At 41.5% G+C, this 23,722-nt stretch carries 22 protein-coding genes; 2 read left to right on the forward strand and 20 right to left on the reverse strand.

Annotated features, from left to right (window positions below; all coding sequences use genetic code 11):
* Nucleotides 1-22: 22 nt before the first annotated feature.
* The 16 genes from GKS34_RS10520 to truA form a co-directional block, all read right to left on the reverse strand.
* On the reverse strand, nucleotides 23-1,030 hold the full coding sequence (locus tag GKS34_RS10520) for a glycosyltransferase family protein (protein WP_163384772.1): 1,008 nt from the start codon (nucleotides 1,028-1,030) through the stop codon (nucleotides 23-25).
* 2 nt (nucleotides 1,031-1,032) lie between these two features.
* A complete protein-coding gene (locus GKS34_RS10525; RefSeq protein WP_163384773.1) occupies nucleotides 1,033-2,370 on the reverse strand; it encodes a glycosyltransferase in 1,338 nt (445 codons plus the stop codon).
* A gap of 50 nt (nucleotides 2,371-2,420) precedes the next feature.
* Complete coding sequence (locus GKS34_RS10530) at nucleotides 2,421-3,653, reverse strand: hypothetical protein (protein ID WP_163384774.1); 1,233 nt, start codon at nucleotides 3,651-3,653, stop codon at nucleotides 2,421-2,423.
* A gap of 30 nt (nucleotides 3,654-3,683) precedes the next feature.
* Nucleotides 3,684-4,358, reverse strand: a complete 675-nt coding sequence (locus GKS34_RS10535; protein ID WP_163384775.1) for a CatB-related O-acetyltransferase — start codon at nucleotides 4,356-4,358, stop codon at nucleotides 3,684-3,686.
* A complete protein-coding gene (locus tag GKS34_RS10540; protein WP_163384776.1) occupies nucleotides 4,355-5,725 on the reverse strand; it encodes a lipopolysaccharide biosynthesis protein in 1,371 nt (456 codons plus the stop codon). The genes GKS34_RS10535 and GKS34_RS10540 overlap by 4 nt, the downstream gene beginning before the upstream one ends.
* A 40-nt stretch (nucleotides 5,726-5,765) precedes the next feature.
* On the reverse strand, nucleotides 5,766-8,138 hold the full coding sequence (locus GKS34_RS10545; RefSeq protein WP_163384777.1) for a GumC family protein: 2,373 nt from the start codon (nucleotides 8,136-8,138) through the stop codon (nucleotides 5,766-5,768).
* Between the two features lie 12 nt (nucleotides 8,139-8,150).
* Complete coding sequence (locus GKS34_RS10550) at nucleotides 8,151-8,948, reverse strand: polysaccharide biosynthesis/export family protein (RefSeq protein WP_163384778.1); 798 nt, start codon at nucleotides 8,946-8,948, stop codon at nucleotides 8,151-8,153.
* Nucleotides 8,949-9,241: 293 nt separating this feature from the next.
* Nucleotides 9,242-9,949 carry a sugar transferase gene (locus tag GKS34_RS10555; protein WP_163384779.1) on the reverse strand — a complete coding sequence of 236 codons (708 nt, stop codon included), beginning with the start codon at nucleotides 9,947-9,949 and terminating at the stop codon, nucleotides 9,242-9,244.
* A gap of 328 nt (nucleotides 9,950-10,277) precedes the next feature.
* Nucleotides 10,278-10,970 (reverse strand): sugar transferase, encoded by a 693-nt coding sequence (locus GKS34_RS10560; RefSeq protein WP_163384780.1) that lies wholly within the window; start codon nucleotides 10,968-10,970, stop codon nucleotides 10,278-10,280.
* 238 nt (nucleotides 10,971-11,208) lie between these two features.
* The gene (gene hemE / locus GKS34_RS10565) at nucleotides 11,209-12,243 is read right to left on the reverse strand and encodes a uroporphyrinogen decarboxylase (RefSeq protein WP_163384781.1); all 1,035 of its coding nucleotides are present in this window, start codon (nucleotides 12,241-12,243) and stop codon (nucleotides 11,209-11,211) included.
* Nucleotides 12,244-12,352: 109 nt separating this feature from the next.
* Nucleotides 12,353-12,901, reverse strand: a complete 549-nt coding sequence (locus GKS34_RS10570) for a hypothetical protein (RefSeq protein WP_163384782.1) — start codon at nucleotides 12,899-12,901, stop codon at nucleotides 12,353-12,355.
* A gap of 144 nt (nucleotides 12,902-13,045) precedes the next feature.
* A complete protein-coding gene (locus GKS34_RS10575) occupies nucleotides 13,046-13,591 on the reverse strand; it encodes a hypothetical protein (RefSeq protein WP_163384783.1) in 546 nt (181 codons plus the stop codon).
* Between the two features lie 175 nt (nucleotides 13,592-13,766).
* Nucleotides 13,767-14,276: a hypothetical protein gene (locus GKS34_RS10580; protein WP_163384784.1), complete on the reverse strand. Its 510-nt coding sequence runs from the start codon at nucleotides 14,274-14,276 to the stop codon at nucleotides 13,767-13,769.
* Nucleotides 14,273-14,866, reverse strand: a complete 594-nt coding sequence (locus GKS34_RS10585; protein WP_163384785.1) for a hypothetical protein — start codon at nucleotides 14,864-14,866, stop codon at nucleotides 14,273-14,275. Before GKS34_RS10585 ends, GKS34_RS10580 begins: the two co-directional genes overlap by 4 nt.
* A 112-nt stretch (nucleotides 14,867-14,978) precedes the next feature.
* Nucleotides 14,979-16,754 (reverse strand): ABC transporter ATP-binding protein, encoded by a 1,776-nt coding sequence (locus GKS34_RS10590; RefSeq protein ID WP_163384786.1) that lies wholly within the window; start codon nucleotides 16,752-16,754, stop codon nucleotides 14,979-14,981.
* Nucleotides 16,755-16,766: 12 nt separating this feature from the next.
* Complete coding sequence (truA, locus tag GKS34_RS10595) at nucleotides 16,767-17,522, reverse strand: tRNA pseudouridine(38-40) synthase TruA (protein ID WP_163384787.1); 756 nt, start codon at nucleotides 17,520-17,522, stop codon at nucleotides 16,767-16,769.
* A 101-nt stretch (nucleotides 17,523-17,623) separates the two neighbouring features.
* On the opposite strand from truA, the gene GKS34_RS10600 reads away from it, so the two are divergent.
* Together GKS34_RS10600 and GKS34_RS10605 are read left to right on the forward strand one after the other, a co-directional pair.
* The gene (locus tag GKS34_RS10600) at nucleotides 17,624-18,103 is read left to right on the forward strand and encodes a DUF4293 domain-containing protein (RefSeq protein WP_163384788.1); all 480 of its coding nucleotides are present in this window, start codon (nucleotides 17,624-17,626) and stop codon (nucleotides 18,101-18,103) included.
* Between the two features lie 57 nt (nucleotides 18,104-18,160).
* Complete coding sequence (locus tag GKS34_RS10605) at nucleotides 18,161-19,270, forward strand: trans-sulfuration enzyme family protein (RefSeq protein ID WP_163384789.1); 1,110 nt, start codon at nucleotides 18,161-18,163, stop codon at nucleotides 19,268-19,270.
* 3 nt (nucleotides 19,271-19,273) lie between these two features.
* Here GKS34_RS10605 and GKS34_RS10610 read toward each other — a convergent pair whose 3' ends face one another.
* From GKS34_RS10610 to GKS34_RS10625, 4 genes are all read right to left on the reverse strand, one after another.
* On the reverse strand, nucleotides 19,274-19,720 hold the full coding sequence (locus GKS34_RS10610) for a bactofilin family protein (RefSeq protein WP_163384790.1): 447 nt from the start codon (nucleotides 19,718-19,720) through the stop codon (nucleotides 19,274-19,276).
* A gap of 142 nt (nucleotides 19,721-19,862) precedes the next feature.
* The gene (locus GKS34_RS10615; protein WP_163384791.1) at nucleotides 19,863-21,401 is read right to left on the reverse strand and encodes a YifB family Mg chelatase-like AAA ATPase; all 1,539 of its coding nucleotides are present in this window, start codon (nucleotides 21,399-21,401) and stop codon (nucleotides 19,863-19,865) included.
* Nucleotides 21,402-21,455: 54 nt separating this feature from the next.
* Nucleotides 21,456-21,809, reverse strand: coding sequence for a hypothetical protein (locus tag GKS34_RS10620; protein WP_163384792.1), 354 nt, complete (start codon nucleotides 21,807-21,809; stop codon nucleotides 21,456-21,458).
* 34 nt (nucleotides 21,810-21,843) lie between these two features.
* A complete protein-coding gene (locus GKS34_RS10625) occupies nucleotides 21,844-23,676 on the reverse strand; it encodes an ABC transporter ATP-binding protein (RefSeq protein ID WP_163384793.1) in 1,833 nt (610 codons plus the stop codon).
* Nucleotides 23,677-23,722 lie beyond the last annotated feature (46 nt).

Below are 23,722 nucleotides of genomic sequence, written 5' to 3' on the forward strand. Positions count from 1 at the left end.
AGAATAAATTTAAAATAATTCGTTATATGCCTGTAATTTTTTCTATTTGCCTGACAAAATTACCCCAGGTATTTTGTTCCATAAAATCTTTTCGGTCGGACTCGATTTTTTCCTCGTCTGAGCTATATCCAGCAATAATTCCGGGCAATTCGTCAAATTCCCGGTAGGTATGCAAAAAAGACCATTTTTTCAAATCCCGGAAGGCACCATGATCTGGTCCGATAATTACCGCACCCATCCGTATAGAGTCAACCAAGGATCCAGAGCTTAATACGGTTTTAGAGTTGTAGGTGAATAATGTAAACCGGGATTTAGCCACGTAACTTGCTATTTCTTCCAAACTGAGCAGCTCATCCTTAAACACTGCATTATCAGGCAATATAGAAAGAATTTCTTGTTTGTAGTCCTGATTTTTACACCTTCCAACCAGAAGTACTTTAGAGGATTTTAGTTCTTCTGAACGACGGACAAATTTCAGGAAGCGATCGATTCCCTTATAAGGAAAAATACTTCCCCAAATCAAAAAATCATATTCTTTTTCACCAGCTCGATACACACCAAGGCGTTCCGTAACCGGGTGTGGAAAAACATGAACTTTCTTTCGGAAAGAAGGGTATTCTGACTGCACGAAATCTGCACCTGCCTGGGAATGGGTAATGATGTAATCCGAATGGACCATCATCCTATTGAACATCTTACGCGTAGTTGGATTTTCCCCTTTGTGGTGGGATCCTTTATTATGCAATACCCATATAATTTTTTTCTTAAACTTTCTTCTAAGCCAGAGAAAAAATCGAAAAAGAAGGGTTTGAAGCCCTCCTAACTTCTTCTCCGGAATTGTTTCCGGCCAATTGAGAATGAAAACATCTGCGTTGAAAAAGAAAAGAAAAAAATTCAGAATCCCCCGGTTAGGATGCGTTGAATTTACCACCTGGTGATTTTTTAACAAAGCCTCCTGAAAATGCAACATGTAAGGGTTTGGTGAACCTTTCATTTTGTCAATCTTGGGATATAAAAAAATGGCTGCCATGATCAGGACGGGTTTAGGGTAATGGTCTTATTAGCTGCCAATGCTGAAAGCTCATTTCTGAAAGCTTCCCTTACCTTTAGGGCATCGTGCCTTTGCTCGGCAATTTCAATCGCTTTGGTGGCCACCTTTTTCCGGTATTCCTCTGAATCAATCAATTCCATCAATGCGGCCTTTAATTCCTCTACTTCATTTTTGGTCACTACTTTAGCCCATTGGTAATCTTGCGCATACGTGACCAATGCGGTATCTTCCGGTGCAAATATAAGAATTGGCGTTCCGGAAATCATGTATTCAGAAGCTTTGGTAGGCATGGAATACTTAATAAAAGCGGTGGCAGAAGGCGTGAAATCATAGGGTAAAAACAATAGATCCGCACCTGAAAACCGGTCAGGAAGTTCTTCATACGGAACAAATCCCCTGTGGTGAATGCAAGAATAAGTATCCGCCCAGGATGGCTTCCTTCCTACCTGTAGTACCAGTTCCAATTGTTTTTTTCCGGTTTTATTCAAATTTTCCAGACATTTAGCCATGGTTTCCAGGGAACTTTGTATTCCCAGACCCATGCGCCCAGCATAAAGGATTTGAATTTTATCTCCAAATTCATACGATTTTCTCTGGCTTTTATTCCAAAAGGAAAGCTCAATGGGATTGTGGAAGGTAGAAAACTGAAACCCGTATCTTTCCTGGTAAGCTTTGGCCATTGGTTCGCTTATGCTAAAATGCCGTGCACATCGCGTTAGCATATCCTTGAATTCTCCACCAATTTTCCCGTGCCAGTAATTACCCAACAGCCCTTCACCGGGTAATACCTCCAACCAATCATCCATCATATGAAAAACCATCGGTTTATGAAGGTACTCCTGAACAAGTCTGCAAAATATAACCGCCTCCCTTCGCTGGGCTTGTGCGTAGATTACATCCGGATTGAATTCATCCAACCAAAGTTGGAGTTCAGGAGAAAGTTGTAAAGTAGATGCCCAATTCAATACACCTAACCATTTTAAAAATGGGTTGATATATCCTTTTAACAATTTTTCTCGCAGGGCTGATTTCTTTATCGGTTTTACCTTTTTTTCTTTTTTGCTGATTCTTACTTTTCCGGAGGGGTATTTGCGTTTTAATAGGCTCAGAGGAAACCGCCAGATATGCTCTTTATGCCCCAATTGATAATAGTGATCACAGGCATCTAGCTGGGTTTGTTCGGTAATTAGGTTTCCCAAACACGTAACAGCGAGTTTATCCTTTGGCCAGCCTTTAAATAAATTGGAAAGCGTGATCCCCCCTCCCGAAATAGAATTAAAAGGTTGATTCAATATCAAAACTTTAGGAAAATCCTTCATTTGTAAGCGATTAATAAATATAAAGTATTCTTCATAAACCTATTAAAAGGCTATGTGGACATGGCTTCCTTAATATTTTCATCCGACATTTTTCTCATGTCTTTAGAATACCCAATACCCACACAAACCCAAAAAAGCATGTGGTTCAAATCCGTATTAAAAACATTTAACGGATACAAAGATAAAATCCACAGGATAATCCATATCCCTGCCACTTTTGACAATAAATTATTGGAAAAGAAAAAAGCCTTAAATGCTGCAGGAATGGCCATTAGCAATATGAGCCCAAGGTAAATAACTCCTCCTTTCAAGATTATATTCAAATAATCTGTTTCGATCATGTACCGGTAGCCGGAAGTATCATTCAGGTCAATGTTAGGACACCAATACCGACCATTAATGCCCCTGCCTATCACCCAATCCACTGCTTCAAAATCCCTGGCCATGGCCACTTCCACTCCGGTACGTGTATCCTCCAGCCCCCTCTCATTCAACTCTCCAAAATAGGAATATTTGTTCTCTTGATAGAATTTAGGTGCGTATACCGCTAAAACACCGATAAAGAGGGCCAACACACCACTCATGACCAGTTTATAGTTTGATTTAATGTAAAAGATAACCATAAAAATCAACATATGGGTGACGGATAAAGCCATGATAGCCCTCCTCGCCTTATAGGTAGCAATTCCGATGATTGCCAATAGTACCACAAAGGCAATCATATTTCGGTATTTACTATGGTAAATATAGGTAAAGAGTAAAAATGATAGCGGAACGCCCAGGTTCTTGTAGAATCCTTCAAAAGTAAACTTTTGAGGCACATTTTCTTCGTAATGAGCTATCACCAGATCCATAAAAAGGAGATTTAGTAATAGAAAAGCAATCCCGTAGATTACGATGATATCAAAAATCCGAGAATAGAACTTTAAGTTTTTAGGTATTAATAGTAGTAACGGGAAGAAATACTTTATGAAACTGGAAAAAAACAGCCGTTTGGTGAATTCATACGTATACTCGTATCCATGCAGTAATATAAAAATGGAATACATCAAATAAATCACCAATGTGATTCTTAAAAAGTAATTTTTTACGGCAAACTGAACGGTACTACCAGCAAAATAAATGATTCCAAAAATGGCCATCGCCTGAATAAGCTGAATCACTTTAATCATACCAGTGGCATAGGTGGCCGTAAAGGCCGACCCAATACCGTAAACAGCTACACTGGTCCAGAAAAAAAACATTTTCTTATCCAGGTTTGCCGTATACCTCCTGTACATCATTATTTGACTCGATGAATCCACGCTATCCTCTTATTTATCAGCTAGTTTGGGGGCTATTTTAATGAATTTTTCTACATCAAAAAATAATTCCTCGACTTTCTTTAAAGTTTCTTCATCCCCGTCCCACCACTTGGATTTGAGTAGACTTTGTATCGTCTCCTCATCGAAGCGGTATTTCATGATTTTTATCGGACAACCTACCGCCACTGCATAAGGCGGGATATCCTTACTGACCACGGCTCCTGCACCAATAACCGCGCCATCGCCTATGGTCACTCCATCCAGAATGGTTACGTTCGCTCCAATGAATACATCGTTTCCTATCGTTATTGGAATTATTTCTTGTACTTTGGTCTTTTTGGAATAGGTAAACCCCGCCTGCCCATTGACCGAATAAAATACGGGTGAGGTGGATATGCCGTGAATGGGATGAAGTCCCCATCCGGACACCAGATTGGGACCAATCGAGCAAAATTTGCCGATGGTTGTATTGTAAATCCGGGCATTTAATGACACATAGGTTCCCTTACCTATAATGGTGTTACTCAGCAAGTGGTATTTGTAAACCCTAGCCTGAGGGTCTATTTTACAATTAATAAGGTTACTCCCCAATATTTCCCAATGGACTTTTTCGTTTTTCGCAGCTGTCTTTACCAAGAAAAAGAAATTGGAGAAAAAATTCACTAGTGGCTTGAAAATGTTCATTCGTTCCAAATATTTTTTGCCGTTTTATTTAGCAGTTTATGAGTTTGTATCGAAAAAACGATCCCCATCACACCGAATATTAGGGTGCTGGTCATGGTAATACCTACCAAACCGAACCATTTTCCCAACAGGATAGCTAGCGGAATGTTCAGCAGAGCAGTAGCAGTCACCATGTATAATTGCAATTTAATCTTGCCAATTCCATTAAGAAAAAACACGTGCATGGTTTGCCAAATGGCAACGATTACGTAAAGACACATAGCAGCAGATAATGCAAAGGGAACATCCACAGAATCCCCCACCCAAATATCATACAAAAATGGAGAAGCAAATAATATCCCTATCGAAGCCAAAATGGCCAAAAACCAGATTTTTCTCATCTTGACAAGGGTGTTTTTTATCCAATTGTATTCTTCCCTCACATAGGCATCCGTAAATGCACTCCACATGGGTGTGACCACAATCCCAAAACCCATTGTCACGATCGCAAATAATTTAAATGCAATATTGAAGGGGGTCACTTCTTCTGGTCCGAAAAGCTGGGTAATGATCACATTATTTGTACTGAATAACACCAGGGCTCCAATTTGAATTACAAAAAATTTTGCTCCCAAAGACATCAAATCTCTGGCAAGACTAAAATCGACCTTGCTAAAAGAAGGCGCATACTTTTTGTATTCGTGGGTATAAAACCAAACACTTGAACTAATCAATACCAAAACCGGTGTAAAACTTAATGCGGCTCCCAAATAAATCAGATTTCCTTCTGTCGTCTTAGTAAGTACAAATATCACAATCAGAGAAAACAAACTTCCTAAAAAATTAAACAATGAGGCTTTGGCCGGTTCCTGATTGGCGGTAAGCACAGTGGTAATTAACTTCAACACAAATTGAAGGCAAAAGAAAGTAAACACAATCAAGGAGACAGATCGAAGTTCATCCCCTAATTCAGGAGAGGTATTCAAAATAGAGGCCCAATTTAAAAATGGATTAATGCCCAAAAAAATCAAGAGTACTGCTCCGATAATCATACTTAAAATGGCGTAGGTCGTACTCACGTATTTTTTTGCCAGATCGTACTCGCCCTGAGCAATACTCTCGGCAAATTTATTCCGTAAGCCGTGACCAAAACCTATGTCAAAAAACCCGAACCAAGCCACCATAGAACTTAAGGTAAGCCAAATTCCATAGCTCGTTGGATTGACGTAATTTATTGTCAAGGGCACCAATATCAAACTGATGGCAATACTGCCCCCCTTAATTAAAAAAGAGGCCAGTATGTTTTTTTTTGCTTTTACACTTCTTTTATGCCCTTTATTAATCGCTTTGTTCAAGGATAAATAAAGAGATGTCAACTGACTTCTCATACAAAAAAACTTTCTCCGTTACTCCTACCAAAAAATCTCATCAAGCTTTTTTAGCCATTTCCTTATAAACTGCTCGTTTTTTCTTTTTAATATCCCCTTTCTGATAATAGTCGTAGCCATAACTCAACTTAGCTTTAGCATCATTGAGGACAATGACAGGATTTTTCAGTTTTTTCTCCTTTTTGTTTTCATTAATAAAGGAAATGGTATCCGAAGTTGTGTAATTATACCTCATAATGTAGGTCGTGATGTCCGAAAATTTAGATAGCGAAAAGGCATCGGCTACCTGGCCTACAGGAGCAGAATCGATAATAATAACATCGTATATCTCCTGAAGCTTGTCGATGAAATATCCAACTTTGGGAAGTAGCATCAATTCTGAAGGATCATCGGGAAGCGTACCACAACCAATCAGATCAAGATTTGCGGGTAATTTTTCGTTTTTTACGACCAGATCGGAAATAGTCAGGGATTCGTTCTGCAAAAAGTCAGAAATACCGGTATCGCTAGTCATTCCGAGATACTCCAAAAGTAACGGCTTTCGCAGGTCAAACTCAAGCACAACCACCTTTTTATCCGCCAAACTCATGCTAACACCCAGGTTTAGCGAAAAGAAGGTCTTGCCTTCGCCACTGGAACTAGACGTCACCAGAATGACTTTTTTATCCTTGTTTGGTAATGCAAATTGAAGGTTGGTTCGTATAAGGCGGAATTGCTCAGCCACCGGAGTTCTAACCCCTTTTGAAATGGCAATCGGCACTTTTTCATCGTGGTGGGATACCTCTCCCAAAATCGAAATATTCGTTTTGGAGGTGACATCTCTCTTAATTTTAATTTGGGTATTTAATTGGTAATAGATGAAAACCAAGCCCAAAGGCCCCCCAAATCCAAGAAAGAAAGCAAATCCTAAAATTAGCATTTTGTTTGGCTTGGTGGGTTTACTTCCCGCCATAGCCGGATCTATAATTCTGGAGTTACTTACAGTAGTTGCCGCCAACGACATGGATGCCTCCTCCCTTTTTTTAACCAAATATTGGTAATGATCCTGCTTGATCGCTTGTTGCCGGTTTATTTCCAGTAATTCCCGTTCAATTTCCGGCACTTTCCCACTTTGTATTTCTACTTCAGTAGTCCTGGCCAATAGATTATCCCTGGCGATTTCTACACTGGATTTTATGTTTTTTATGTTTTCAAGTATGTTTCTTCTCATGGAACTCAGCTGCTGATCCTTCTCTAAAATCAAAGGACTGCCGGGCTGAATTGTCCGAAGCATTCGTTCCCTATCGCGCTGCAATTCATTAAACTGGCTTATGTTGGTCATCAACGTCTGGTCTTCTATATTCAGAGAACTAGGTACTGCCTGGTAATTATCCTGTTGATTCATCAGGTAATTTTCTATAGAAGTAAGCACATCCAGTTGGATTGAATAATCTGCTAGCTGCTCCTTGCCTTGATTAAATGATTCTGCGTATTGTAGGGCGTCCGAACTCAGTTCGGTAATCTTGTTTTCCTGTTTGTATTTTTCTGCCTCTGACTCAATTTGCCTGAGTTCAGTGGTCACCGAGTCTAATTGATTATTTATAAATTCGATCGTGTTTTTTGCCGTTTGATTTTTATTCAGCATGGCCTCCCGGTTGTAGGCTTCGATCAGGTTGTTCATGACCAGCATCCCCTTCTGTGGGACGGGGTCAGTAAAGCTTAATCTCAATACGCTGGCAAGCTTATTTACTATCATCACATCCAGCTTACTACTATACCTTCCCGGAATCGCATAGGGATTGTTAAAGTTGATGATGATGGTGCTGGGATAATCCATATCCTGCACTCGTTCGATGCTCAGTTCACCAAAAGGAAATGCTAATTTCTCACCAAACTGGTGATTAGAAAATTTTTCCTCTTCATTTTCCAGACGAAAATTAACCGAATCCACTACATGGACCTTGAATTTGGTAAGTAAGTCCTTATCGAAAAATGCTGCTGAATCATACCGATCTATGTCAACCTGAATGGGTACCTGAGCACCAAAAATTTCCTTATCCCTGAAAACATTGTCCTTAACATAGTAAGAAACATTCAGGTCAAGATCGCGGATAGCTTCAGCCATGAGACTTACGGATTTGAGCACTTCTGCCTCGTTCTCCACCGTTTTTACCGATTGATAGGTTTCTAATTCAGAATATACCGCATTTTGAGAAAAATCAGACCCTTTACTGCTATTAATCAAAATTGTTGCACCTACAGGATATTCCGGAGTTGCGTATTGAAAATAGGCATAGGCTAAACCAAAACAAAAAACCACCCCAATCAAATACAAATACCAAAATTTAAGGTATTTCATGATCAGGTACTTATAATCTGTGTTTTCCACCTCTTTAGGTTGAAAATCATCCATCAACATATCCGACATTTTCATAATTCCGTAATCTTATTCGAAATAGAAGCGTAAGTTAAACAGTACCGCAATTCCAATGGAAGCCAATAAACCAAAAACGGCTAACGAACGCTGATTTGTACTAGCTTGAACGGCTTTAATTTTATCCGGCTCAACGTAAACCACGTCATTTTGATGTAACATGAAGTACGGAGAATTCAGTATATCCCGATTATTCAAATTAAGCCTTACAGCTTTCCTCACACCCTCCTCGTCTCGGATCACCAATACATTCTCTCTTTTCCCATATTCGGTCATGTCCCCTGCCAATCCCAACGCTTCCAGTATGGTAATTCGATCAGTATCTAGGGTAAACGTATTCGGGTTGGCAACTTCACCTATTACAGTGATCTTAAAATTGAGGTATTGTACGTTTACGATGGGATCTTTAATATACTCCTCCAAACGTTGTGCCATTTTCTCAATCGCCTCCTCCTTCGTCAACCCCTCCAGAACTACCATGCCCAAAACTGGAAAATTCACTTGCCCGTTTTTATCCACCAGATATCCCTCGTTGATGGGAACAGCAGCATTCATCATTCTGTCACCCTCGGTCGAGGACATCACACCCGCGTTAAACAATAGGTTTGATTCCGGATTCAAACTGCTTACCGTTATTTTTAATAAATCCCCTTCCTTGATCGTGGGCTCCGGATAATCTGTAATTTGTGTTGAAAAATCAGAGCCGGGCTCAATATCGCTGAAATAGACCAGGTTCCTTTTGGCACAACCAAAGATACTGGAGAGAAAGAAAATAAAAATCAAGCTGTTTACTAATGTACTTTTTTTCATAAAATCTTAAGACTGTTACGTCGGTTTTTACTCACCGAATTAGTTGTTTCCGGTGAAAAAGTGAAACAATAATCTTCTAAAACATGCTACTAATAAAGACCTTGCAAATTACTTAATTATCAGAAGAATAAGAACTGTGGTGGAAACTTTTCTATTCCAAAAGCTAATTTTGTTCAAAAGCTTCGCAGTTTTTGATCTTTACGACCAGGAATAATTTTTCAAGCTATTAGTATGTTTTAAAGATGCTGTTATCAATTATTGTGCTGTTTTTATTATCATTATTTGATTCCAGCTTAATAAGCCTTTTCATTTTTGGTCAGGAGTGAAAAAGCGGTAGCAATGACGATTTTAATGTCGAATAATAAACACCATTTTTTGACATAAAAATGATCCAATCGATAGCGAGAATACAATTCCTGGAAATTTAAAATTTCTCCCCGAAAGCCTTTGCACTGAGCCAGCCCAGTAATCCCCGGCTTTACCCGGTGCCTCTGCATGAATCCACCAATCTCTTTTGCAAATTCCAGATTCATAGGGACAGCATGAGGCCTTGGTCCCACAATGGACATATCGCCTAGGAGTACATTGATGATCTGAGGCAATTCATCCAGACTTGATTTACGTAGGAACTTACCCACTTTGGTAATTCTCGAATCATTTTGAGTAGCCTGCTTGGTATCTGCATCGTTGTTTTTGACCATCGTTCTGAACTTGTAACAATTAAACACCCTATTTCCCCTTCCATGTCGGAGCTGTTTGAAAAAAACAGGCCCTTTGGAATCCAACTTAATCAATAAGCCGATGATGGGAAATAACCACGAAAGCACAAAAACAGTAGTGAACAAAGCCACCGATAAATCAAAGACTCTCTTCATGCGCCGTTTGTGAAAGCTGTCATTCTGCCCATAAAGTACTCTGATTTTAGCCCGGTGCTGATCTTTTACAAAATTTCCCTTTCTCAGGGGTTGGCGAAATTTTCGCTCCACTAAAACATTTTCCATCTCTAACAATATTTACTTTCAACACTAAACCTGACCTTTTGTTTAAAAAACATTTTTATATATCTGAAATACATTTTTACAAATATATACTCTCTATTTCACCTACACAAGCTTTTGGGGAAATATTTTGAATTAAGATTCGTTTTTATGTATTTAAAATTCGTTTTTTTAGCTTTAAAAATTAGTTTAGCGCATTACTTTTCAGGTGGGGCTACAGCGGAATTAATAAAAAAGACAGGCAATTCCAAAATGATATAGTCCCCCTTAAAGCGATGGAATCTGATCCTAAATCCGCCGACGGGGACTAATGCCAGAGACAAAAAAAAAATTAATATGCTTTCCTGTTATTAAATATCACGGCTGATACCGTCCAAAAAACAATTTTCAAATCCAAAAACAGGCACCAATTTTTAATATAAAAGTGATCCAATCTAACCCTACCATAAATATCAAAAAAAGTCAAAACTTCACCCCGGTAACCCTTTACCTGGGCTAAACCTGAGATCCCTGGTTTAACGGAATGGCGAAACATGTAATTACTTATTTCATTTGAAAAAAAATGATTCATTGGTACAGCATGTGGCCTGGGGCCTATCACAGACATGTTTCCTATTAATACGTTTATAAATTGTGGTGTTTCATCCAGACTGGTTTTTCTCAAAAACCTACCCAGCCTGGTTACCCTTTGATCATTTTTTGTCGCCTGCCGGGTATCTGCATCCTGATTTCGAATCATGGTCCGAAACTTGTAACACCAGAAGGGTTTGTTGCCCTTGCCATGTCTCAATTGTTTAAATAAAATTGGCCCTTTCGAATCGATTCTTATTAGAACTGCTATCAACGGAAACAACCAGGATAAAATGAAAACGAGGAAAAAAGTAGAAAAAACAACGTCTATAAATCTTTTTACCAAAAGTTTTTTTGGATCAGTGAGGTAGACGGTACCATCCGGACTGACATACCCCGAAAGCCTTTTCGAGAAAAATTCAGGCCCCGTTTCCTTGTGTAAAAACTTTTCCATTATTGTATTGGATATCCCTTTCTAAAAACCGTACCTCACTTTCCTGTATATGAAATACACTTTAGCAAATGTATTTAGCTTTTTCGATATAAACAAGTAATAATAAGGATATTGCATGAAGGTGCAAGCTCATTCGCTAACAAAAAAATACACTTGAAAATGGGATATGCCCATATAAAAGCAATCTTCTCCCATTAAAACAACACTTCTATGCAAAAAAATCGCAAGTGATTCCACTTTATTTTTGTCCGGTGAACTCTTTTACAGTCTGGATAAAGAGCCGAACCTTTTCTGGTGAGGTATCCGGATACACCCCATGCCCCAGGTTAGCAATATGTCGACTACCGCTAAATTGAACCATCATTTCCCGGGTTTTAGCTACAAGGGTCTCGTCGGGAGCATAAAGGACGGCTGGGTCAAGGTTGCCCTGCAGGGTTTTTTCTTCCTTAAAAATACGCCTAACCTCCCCTATGTCCATATTCCAGTCCAGTCCTACGGTGTCGCATTGAGTATGCAAAAAATCTTTCAAGGAAAAATAGGCCCCTTTGGCAAACACTGTAACCGGCACTTCAGTGACTGCTTCACAGATTTTTTCTATATAAGGCAGTGAAAACTCCTTGTAGTGGTAGGGAGGTAAAATACCGGCCCAACTATCAAAAATCTGGACCAGGTTTACCCCGGCTTCCACTTGGGCTTTTAGGTATTTGATGGTGGTTTTGGTGATCAAATCAAGAAGTTGGTGTGCCAGGGCCGGATTTTGGTATAACATAGCCCTAGCCCTCGAAAAGGTCTTAGACCCAGACCCCTCCACCATATAAGCAAATATGGTCCAGGGGGCTCCCGCAAAACCAATTAAAGGAACCCTCCCGTTAAGTCCTTTCTTGGTAATCTGTATGGCTTCTAGTACATAATGAAGGTGGGTTTTGGGATCTGCTACTCTGATATTTTTTAAATCTGCCGCACTACCTATGGTTTTCGGAAACCAGGGACCCCTTTTTTCTACCATTTCATAGGGAAGCCCCATGGCCTCCGGTACTACTAAAATATCTGAAAAAATGATTGCCGCGTCAACCCCAAGTAGGTCTACCGGTTGAATGGTGACTTCAGCAGCCAGCTCCGGAGTCTGCGCGAGCTCCACAAATCCGCTCACACTCGCTCTCACGGCCCTGTATTCCGGAAGGATCCTTCCAGCCTGCCTCATCAGCCATACCGGAGTTCGTTCTACAGCTTCTCCCTTTATTACGCGTAACAGTAAATCATTCTTAATTTGCATGCGGCAAATATAAACCAAGTTGAACCAAAAAAGAAAAACACCTGAAAATGAAAAAGCCTCCTTAATATATCAGGAAGCTTTTTCACTAGAAAACTAGTGTAGGATACGCCTACTTGAGGTCCAAAGGTAGAATGTCATTTTCATCCTTTCCTATCAAGTCCATGACCGCATCAAAATTACTAAAATCCACCCGGGCGTTTTCCTCTACAAAAAACCCGGGAAGTAGGACAACCCGAATCCGTTGATTATCCTTCCAATCAGCCTCTAATTCATTAAGGTCAAAATTGGCTTGCATAAAAACATTGAAAAACGTATTGGTATACTGGTAGTTGTATGTCAATGTAGCTCCTTCACCAAAAAAAACGGTTTGCGGCAATAAACGCCACAACGAGTTTTCCTCTACCTGAGCCCATTCCAGGTAAACCAGCAGGTTGTCGCCTGGAGATAATTCCAATTGCGAGCCGATGGCAAAATCATTTTCTTCTGAAAAAGTAACCGTCCCCTCAAATACCAGGTTTAGTACTTCAATCCCATCTTCACCGTCTTCACCGTCTACACCGTCAAGACCTGGAGGGCCCTGCGGTCCTTCCGGACCCTCACATGAGGGCAATGCCAAAATTGCCACCAAAACTGTTGCTATGTATAAAATCTTTTTCATAAATCTTAATTTACCAGATACGTTTATATTGCTTTAAATGAAAGATAAAGGGTAATTTTTGTATATCCAATACCAAATAAAAAAAAAGGCAGTCTACACAAACTGTAAACTGCCAAATAAGTAACCTATTTTAGGACCGAAGGTTTAATTTAAATGAATTTTTGGAATATCTTCTTCATCTACTTTCAGCATCTTTAGGACTCCGTAGTGATCGGAATAATCCATCCTGAGATCAATCCTGTCTGCCGGAACAATTAACACCCTGAATATTTGGTCGTCTGTAAAACCCGCTTCCAATGAATTCAAATCGAACTCACCTGACATATAAATGGAATAATCATAAAATGTGAAATCGTAATCATAGGTGAAAATACCATTTTGATGAAACACCACCTGAGGAATGAGTTTCCAAATATCGTTCCCCTCCTGATCCACATCTGCCAGCCGGTAAATCAGCACCTTGTCGGATTCCAGAATTTCAAATCCATACTCTCCACTCAATCCAAAATTACCTTCTTGCGTAAAATCTCCGATTATTTCAAATACCTCTCCAACGATATTGACACCATCCTGACCAGGAGTGCCGGGAGGGCCTTCCGGTCCCATCGGTCCTTCACAGCTCCAGAGAAGGACTGCCGTTGTAATCAAAAATAGTTTTCGAATGATTGTTGAATGATTGCTTCTTTCCATAGTTTCTTCTGGTATATGATTAAAACTTAAAACACTATCTCTAAAATCATACCATAATCCCAAAATGCGAGCATCAATAGTATTTTACAACAGGCGATTTCAAATTCGTGATACCTACTCGGTTGGCAAAAGATCAGCAACCATTTTAAACCAACCACGCTATCGCTCAGGTTCTTTAATCCTTAAGAGGTGCCCATACTTCTACCCAATCCCGGTCAATAATCTTATCAATAAAAATTCCATCAAGGCTACGTCCTTTAGAGCTGGCAAAATCGCTCATAAGTTGTTTCGTATTCTCAGGGGACGGCATTACCCACTGGTGCATCTTAAGGCTAGCTTTGACTGCCTCTTTGCAATCCACCCTTTTTTGAATCCATTCTTCGGGCACCCCTTCTCTTACTTCAATTCCTACAAAAACATGCAAGGTGTCCCTTTTCCCTGATGGTTCTACAAAATAGATGGTATGAAGAGGAGACTCAAACCTAAACGACTCTACTTGTTGAAAAACCTTCCCCAGGCGTTCGTCCCCGGGAGTTCCACGGAATTCCAATCCTGCCAAGAGGATGGGTTGGCAAGGAATTAGTTCGAATTCAGTTTTCTTCCATCCTCCCAAATACAAGTAACCACCTCCAACCAGGAACAAAAAGACGAGAAATAGAATAACTAGTTTGCCTCCCTTACTCATTTCCCAAATACATAGCGGCCACCGATGGCTCCCTGGACTTTAAGATGACCAAACCTGTCCAATACTTCCATGAATAAACCCAGTTCTGCAAAAACTCCCAAGGGGAGGGTTTCAAAATAATAAGCAGAACCGATAAAGCCCTCAGGACCTATATCCACATTGGACCTGGATTCCCTGAAATCCGCAGCACCTTCTCCTGAATTGGGGGTATGGTAAAAATAGGTAACCGAAACGCTCCTAAGTTGTGCCCCGGCCCCGGCATACCCAATCAGGTTACCCTCCGTTATGTCAAATTCGCCATTTAATGACTCTTCGTAGGCCATCCTTACTTGGGCTGAAAATGCCCCTGAAACCTGCTGCCCATCATACAAGGCCGAACTTACCGGTCGGTTATTTTCAAACGACCTACGGTAATACTGGATGGTATTTGAACTACCCCTTCCAATAACAACCTCCGCCGAATAGTTTTGATGGATCGGCGTTTTAAACGTGATCCCGTAAGGCTCACCCAACCTTAATCCCACTTCATACTCTTGAGCAAAGCCCCGAAAACCTAAAAGCATAAACAAGGCAATAAACAAATGTTTCATAATTTAATAGCTGACTGATAAAGAATCTTACTTGCCGTTCCAACGACCCGAACTTCCCAAAAGTTATACTTGAATACCAAACTTTTTTTTTGATTTTTTCCCAAGGAATCAATCAGGTAATTACCATGGACTTAAGCTGCATCTGGTGAAGTTGCGAATAATAGCCATCCAACTTCAAAAGTGCCTCGTGAGAGCCCTCTTCCTTGATTTCTCCTTTATGCAAGACAATGATTTTTGTGGCCTTTTGAATGGTAGAAAGTCGGTGGGCAATAATGATGGAAGTCCTGCCCTTCATCATTTTCTCGATGGCATGCTGGATAAGTTCCTCTGTCTCGGTATCCACGGATGAGGTTGCTTCGTCCAAAATGATGATTTCCGGGTCGTATACCATGGCACGAACAAACGATATCAACTGCCTTTGCCCCACAGATAGGGTTCCCCCTCTTTCCTTTACATCATAATCAAGCCCGCCGGGCAGGCGCTCTATAAATTTTCGAGCCCCTACTAATTCGGCCGCATGCATTACCTGATCCCGTGAAATATCCGGATTTCCAAGGGTAATGTTTTGGAGGATGGTGTCTGAAAAAAGAAACACATCCTGCAATACCACCCCTACGTGCCTTCGGAGAGTGGAAAGTTCAAAAGATGATACCGGCTGCCCATCAATTTTAATTTGCCCCCTGTTAATATCATAAAAACGACTAATCAGATTGATGGTAGATGATTTTCCAGCACCAGTTGCTCCTACCAGTGCCACGGTTTCCCCGTGCTTCACATCAAAACTAATGTCTTTCAAGACCCAATCTTCCCCGTCATAAGCAAACCAGACTTTTTCAAAAGATATTATTCCTTTGATTTTTTCCGGTGCGTATCCTCCTTCATTTGGGATTTGTTGATCATTTTCAAGAATAGAAAAAATGCGCGAAGAACTTACTACTCCCATTTGAAGGGTGTTGAACCGATCGGCAATCATTCTGATCGGACGGAAAAACAATTGCAGGTACATGATGAAGGAAATCAATACGCCCACCTGTATCTGCATATCAAATACACCCGTAGCTCCATACCATACCACCAACCCAATACCTATGGCCTGAATAATCTCTGCTACCGGATAATATACAGAATAGTACAAAACGGATTTGAGATGTGCCCGACGGTGTTCTTTATTGATGGCCTTAAATTTTTCGTATTCCCTTTCCTCTCTGTTAAAGACCTGAATGATATTCATGCCTGTAATGTGTTCCTGCAAAAAGGAATTTAAGTTCGATACCGCGTTCCGGACATCATTAAAGGAAACTTTTACTTTTTCCTTGAATACATAGGTTGAGATAATCAATAGGGGCAAAGTACACAGGCTCACTAAAGTAAGTTGCCAATCCACATAAAACATGACGGCCAGAATGGATACCAGTTGTAGCAAATCACCGATAATCTCTGCCAATCCCTGACTAAACACATCTGAAAGTGTCTCCACATCAGAGATATTCCGCGTTACCAGGCGACCAATCGGGGTTTGGTCAAAATATTTCAAGCGCATTTTCAGCAAATGCCTGTAGAGCTTGGTCCGGATATCACGGATAATCACCTGCCCCAACCAACCTGATAAATAGGTGTGTCCAAACTGAACCAAGGCATGTAATACCAGAAGACCTACCAAATAATACATCATGGTCAACAGCCCATCTGCATCCCCCAGGGCCACGTAATCATCTATCGCTATCTGTATAAGCAAGGGACGGCTAGGAGCCAATACCGCCAATAAAAGTGTCAGCACGACCAAAAAATAAAACCGTTGTTTGTAAGGGGTGACAAATTGATAGAGCTTTTTCAACACTTTGGTGTCGATGATGTCCCCACTTTTTACATTTTCTTTTTCCAGTCCCAATTGGTCAATGATTTACTTAAAAATTCTTTCCGGATACCTTACCTCATTTAAATACAGCCCACAAGCTGGCGCTGCGACACCGGCCTGTTTCCTGTCCTTACTTTCGATTATCCCCGAGAGACTTGTTCCATCTAGATGGTTTCTGCCTATTTTCACCAATGTACCCACAATGGCCCTGACCATTCCTCTCAAAAATCGATTTGCCTGTATATGAAATACCAATCCATGGTCGGTTTGTTCCCAAGACGCATTATTTATTTTACAGTCAAAGGTTTTTACATTCGTTTTTATCTTGCTAAAACACTGAAAATCTTTATACTCCAACAAAACCTTTGTTGCCTCCTGCATGGAGGTTACCTCCAAATCATAATAACAATGCCAGGCCTTACCCAACAAAAAAGGATCTTTACGAAAGGAAATATGATATGAATAGCTCCTCCATTGCGCATCAAATCGGGCGTGCGCATTTTCCTGCACAGGCCGCAAATCAAAAATGGCAATGTCATCGGGCAACAATCCGTTTATTCTTTTTAGAAAATCCATTTTTGAAATTTCAAAGTCCAGATCAAAATGGGCAAATTGCTGGTAGGCATGCACTCCCGTGTCTGTTCTGCCGCTACCCATTATGGAAATGGGACTTTGAAACAAAGTAGATAATGCCTGTTGAATACATCCCTGCACTGATACGGCATTTTTCTGCATTTGCCATCCATGATAGGCGGAACCATTGTAGGCAATTTCTATAAAATACCGGAACCTGTTGCTCATTTCAAATGCAAAGATAAAAATATACCCCTATTTCAAAGCGGAATTGGGGTATTCCTTGCGAAAAATCAAATAACCCATTTTCTTTGTCAAAAGATTAAAATATGATCCAACGAATTCAAACCCTTTTCCTGTTACTGGTGGCCATCGCCATGATTGTGGCTACGCTTACCCCCATTTGGCTTCAAGTCAGCCCCATGCAAAACCAGACCATGGAAATGACCGCCTGGCAAACCTCCATTCTGGAATTGCCCCAGGAAGACCTTATTTCTCAGGAAGGCAATATCTATATCGGCATTCTGTGCCTTTTAGCGTCAGCACTAGCCATCTACAGCCTGCTCCAGTTTAAAAACCGAAAAAAACAACTGATGTTGAACATGATCAATGCCCTACTGATGGGGCTAACCCTGGGTTTGACCGTATTTTCCAGCTACAAGGCCAATGAACAATTTAATCCAACTGTCAGTGGTGCCTTTGTATTGGGATTTTATTGCATCATTTTTGCGTTAATCATGAACTTGATCGCCAACCGCTTTATCCGAAAAGACGAAATGCTGATTCGGTCCGTAGACAGGATTCGCTAGGGAGGTTCCCGTGCCAATTCTGCCTGCCCTCTCAGTGGAACTAAACCGCAACTACCAATGAAGACAGAAACCATTGCCATCCACGGAGGAAATGCAGTTACAGACTCCTTAAAACCCGTAATCCAACCCATTACACTTTCCTCCACTTACGAACATCAGGAGGAATCCATGCTTTATGGCAGGCTGGAAAACCCCAACCGAAAATCGCTGGAGCATGTCATGGCTGCACTGGAAAAAGGCCTGGACGCAGCTGCTTTTGCTTCCGGGAATGCTGCCGCAAACGCTGTTTTCCAGGCTTTACCTGCCGGTGCACATATTATCGCCCCCGACGATATGTATCACGGATTAAAATCCTTGCTAGAGACCGTATATAAGGACAAACTCAAAGTTGATTTCATAAACCTCACCGAGCCAGCATTAGTGGAAGCAGCTATTTGTCCCGACACCCGTCTGCTTTGGATCGAAAGCCCGTCGAATCCATTGTTGAAAATTTCGGACATCAATCGTCTTTCCGCCATCGCCCATAACAGGGACCTTACCGTAGTAGTGGACAACACCTTTGCCAGCCCCATATTCCAACAACCCTTGCTGGCAGGAGCCGACTTGGTCATGCATAGCAACACAAAATACATAGGTGGCCATAGTGATATTATTGGAGGAATCTTAATTACAGGGGAAATTAATGCCTTCTGGAAAAGGATAAAAGCGGTTCAACAACTTGCCGGAGCCGTACCTTCCCCGTTCGATACCTACTTCCTCACCAGAAGTATCAAAACCTTACCCTACCGCATGAAGGCCCATGCGGCAAACGCCGGAAAAATTGCTCGGTTTCTGATTCAGCATCCATCCGTCGAAAAGGTATATTATCCCGGATTGGAAACGCACGAAGGCCATGCCATCGCTAGCTCCCAAATGCAGGGCTTTGGGGGCATGTTATCTTTTGTTCCCAAAGGAAATGCCAGAGACGCGGATCGATTCATTGCACATCTAAACTATTTCACTAATGCCACCAGCCTGGGCGGGGTGGAAAGCCTTATCGAAAGGCGATCAAGGATTCAGGGCGTAAGTGAAGGAATTCCGGAACAACTCATCCGAATGTCAGTAGGATTGGAAAACCCAGAAGATTTACTGGAAGACCTGGAAAAAGGGTTGAAACTACTACAGTAGCGATTATTGATTCAATTTTATTAAATCTTGGGCTGGTTTTACTTTGTCCCAGTTCTTTTTTTCCGGCCCCGACTCTTTTGGAAGCGGGCTTTTATTGAATTTTGAAAGCGTTACTTCCATATCTGCGCCTGCCTCAATTTCAATTTTCTCGGAGTAAACAATTCCCTTCATTTTTGCCTCCGCCGAAAACCTGGCCAGGCCTTGAATATGCAAATCCCCATAAACCTCTCCCATAACGCAAATCTCGGACCCATGGATATCTCCCAGCACTTTCCCGGAAACACCTACGATCACTTTCTTTTTTGAAATTACGTTACCGGTAATATCCCCTTCAATCCGGATATCACTGGTAGCTTCAATATTCCCCTTTATATTCAAACCGGGGGCAAAAACCGATGTTGAGCTAGCCATTTCCATTTCTTCCTGAATTCTTCGTTCTTTGGTCCACATAAAATCAACTGCTGTTAATACCGCTAAAATCTATTTCTAATGAGGATAGTATTAAGATGTAAACGTTCAGATTACCAAACAAATATACGGAAATGACTTACGAAATTCCTAACAGGACCAGCAAAATGAAGCGTTATGCAGCTCATCCTGCCCAGCCGTCCCGGTCCAGGCTTCTGTACTGGATCGCTTCGGCCAGATGTTCTACCCTTATTTCATCGGTACCCGCCAAGTCGGCTATGGTTCTCGAAACCTTTAAAATACGATCGTAAGCCCTTGCGGACAATCCAAGCCTTTCCATAGCCGTTTTCAATAGCGTCTTTCCGGCTTGATTGATTTTACATACTTCCTTTACCGTATGGGAAGGCATCATGGCATTGCAGTAAACCTCTGGACTATCGGTAAAGCGGTTAAGTTGTCGTTCCCTGGCCAACGAAACCCGTTGCCGGATAGACTTACTGGATTCTGACTTTCCATCAGAAGTCATCTCTTCAAAGTTAACAGGAGTCACTTCCACGTGAAGGTCTATGCGGTCCAGCAATGGACCACTCACCCGATTGAGGTATTTTTGGACTACCCCCGGACCACATACACATTCTTTGTCGGGATGATTATAATAGCCACAGGGGCATGGGTTCATACTGGCCACCAGCATAAAATTAGCAGGGAAATCAACCGAAATTTTAGCCCGGGAAATCGTCACCCTTCGCTCCTCCAATGGCTGCCGCATTACTTCCAGTACCGTACGTTTAAATTCCGGCAATTCATCCAGAAACAAGACTCCATTATGGGAAAGTGATATTTCTCCCGGCTGGGGATTCCCTCCGCCCCCCACCAGGGCTACATCGCTTATCGTATGGTGAGGGGAGCGAAAAGGCCGCTGTGCCACCAGGGAAGCTTCGGCCCCCAACTTCCCGGCTACAGAATGGATTTTGGTTGTCTCCAGTGCCTCTTGTAAGCTTAAAGGAGGCAAAATGGACGGCAATCTTTTAGCTAGCATGGTTTTGCCAGCACCTGGCGGTCCTATCATGATTACATTGTGCCCACCCGCAGCAGCTATTTCCATGGCTCGCTTGATATTCTCCTGACCCTGAACATCCGCAAAGTCAAAGGCATACTCTTCCAGTGAGTTATAAAAAATATTTCGGGTATCTGTTACCAGCGGTGCAATCTCCTCCTTCCCTTCCAAAAAATGAATGGCTTCCTGCAAGGTTTCCACACCAATGATGTCCAGTTTATTTACAATAGCAGCTTCCTTAGCGTTCTCCTTGGGCAAAATAAATCCCTTAAATCCTCGTTTTCTTGCCTCAATTGCAATGGGCAAAACTCCTTTTATCGTTCGCAATCTTCCATCAAGAGAAAGCTCTCCCATGATCAAATAATCTTCCAAATCCGGAAACTCAACCTGCTCAGAAGCCTGTAATATTCCCATGGCAAGAGGAAGGTCATACGAGGATCCCTCTTTTCGAATATCAGCCGGAGCGAGGTTGATGACCACTTTTTGACGGGGCATCCGATATCCAAAATATTTTAAGGAGGATTCCACTCGCTGCTGACTTTCCTTCACTGCGCTATCGGGTAGCCCCACCATGAAAAAACTAGTGCCCTGACCTACGTTTACCTCGATAGTGATCAATTTAGCATCTACTCCAGAGACTGCACTTCCAAAAGTTTTAGCTACCATATTTCATATGTGAAATGAAAAAACACAAACTGCCTCATGGTAAAACAGGCCCCACTATTTAAAATTTTCTCTGGGCTTTATGGAAGAAGAATCCTTATCATCGGGTTGCTCCTCCATTTTCTTATCCATTTGTCCCATTTTAACCCCTCTTTCCAGGTCAAAAACCATGGCTTTCAATTCTTTTTTCTCCTGGTCCGTTTTTTTAATTTTGCTCTCCAGACTACTGGAAAATGCCCAACCCGCACCCCAGGTAATCAGGTAAAGAACCAGACCTACAAGAAACCAGGAAACCACTTCTCCTGCTTCCGGACTTCCTCCCCACATCCTGTCGTAGGTCAGAAAATAAACCAGGCCAACACCGAAAAACAATGCGGTTAAAAGCTGAAAGATATTATTTACTTTTTTCATAGGAGTTCTAATAAGGATTTGTTAACACAATATACTAAACTGACTGCATTTGGGAAAGTTTCTTATATAAACCATTCGATTCCATTAATTCGTCATGCGTTCCACGCTCTACTATCTGCCCGCCTTCTATCACCAGTATTTCATCTGCATACTGTATGGTACTCAATCTATGAGCGATGACAAGCGAGGTCCGATTAGCCATTAGTTTTGCCAGAGCTTCCTGAACCAATCGTTCAGATGCAGAATCCAGTGCTGAGGTGGCTTCGTCCAGAATTAAAATAGCTGGATTTTTTAAAACAGCTCTGGCAATACTCAGACGTTGGCGCTGCCCACCGGATAATTTAGTCCCCCTTTCCCCGATATTGGTTTGATAGCCTTGCTCCAGCTTCATGATAAAATCATGCGCATTGGCTATGGTAGCCGCTTTTTCCACCTTTTCCTGAGAAATACCCTCCATTCCAAAGGCGATGTTTTGGTAAACGGAATCGTTAAAAAGGATGGATTCCTGGGTAACTATCCCCATGAGATGCCGCAGGTCAGAAATCTTCAGGGATTTGATATCCTTCCCGTCTATTGTAATCATTCCTTCCGTAGGGTCGTAGAATCGGGGTAACAAATCCGCCAGGGTCGATTTTCCTCCACCAGAAGGCCCAACCAGAGCGATGGTCTTTCCCTTTTTAAGCACAAAATTTATACCTTTTAATACCGGTGTCTCCTGATAGGCAAAACCCACATTTTGAAACTCCACAGAATCATTAAATTGAGCCAGGGGCAAGGCTGCTGGAATTTCATTTATTTCAGGTTTTGCATCCACTACAGCAAAAATCCTACGTGCAGAAGCCAATCCACGCTGAATACTACTGACTGCCCTGGATATTTCCTTTGCGGGATTCAGCACCTGAGTAAATAAAATGATATAGGCAATGAACTCACTGGCACTCAGGCTTGAAGAATTCGTTAATACCAGATTACCCCCGTAAAGGAGAATTCCGGCTACGACCGTTACCCCCAGGAATTGGCTTATGGGGGAGGCTAATTCATATTTCCTGGCCATGGATACGTTTACTGATGCATAGTAACCTGTCTCTGCCTCAAACTTCTGTTGCACAAATTTTCGCGCACCAAAGGCCTTGACCACACGCATGCCTCCAATGGTTTCATCCAAAATATTGACGATCCTACCAAGGGATTCCTGACTTTGTTCAGCAGACTTTTTCAATCGTTTGGTTACGTAGCCAATGATTGCCCCGGAAACAGGAATAAGCAGGATGGTAAACAAGGTAAGTTGTACAGACATGAAAAATAATACCGCAAAATAGAGGATTACCGTTACGGGTTCCTTGAATACCACTCTCAGGGATTGCACGATGCTATTCTCCACTTCCTGAATATCGTTGGTCATCTTGGAAATGAGATCTCCTTTTCTTTCTGTAGAAAAATACCCCAGGTGCATCCTGCTGACTGAAGTAAAAATCCGAACGCGCATTCCCTGAATGATATCGGCCCTTACCTTTGCCAATACAACCCCTGACAAGTAGGCAAAAAGATTACTCAAGAATACCGAAATGACAATAATTACACATACGTATACCAGCGTACCAAATTTCCCATAGGCATTGGCTATCTCCAGGAAATAATAATTAAAAAGGTGCATGAAATACTGAATGGTAAAGGAAAATTCCGGCCGTTCACTGTAAGCCTGCAGCTCCTCTGGCCCTACCTGCTCAAAAATCACATCAAAAAGAGGCTTTAGCAGAGTAAAATTCAAAAGCCCGAAAACAATGGCTAGAAATGCATACAGCACATATTGAGGAAAATACCGCCTGTAAGGTCGGGCATAGGCAAGTATACGAAGGTAGGTCTCCATAAAAGATATTATCAATAAAGGGGGCAATTTACAATTTTTTACCGGG

Source organism: Cyclobacterium jeungdonense (assembly GCF_010994275.1).
GTDB classification, from domain to species: Bacteria; Bacteroidota; Bacteroidia; order Cytophagales; family Cyclobacteriaceae; genus Cyclobacterium; species Cyclobacterium jeungdonense.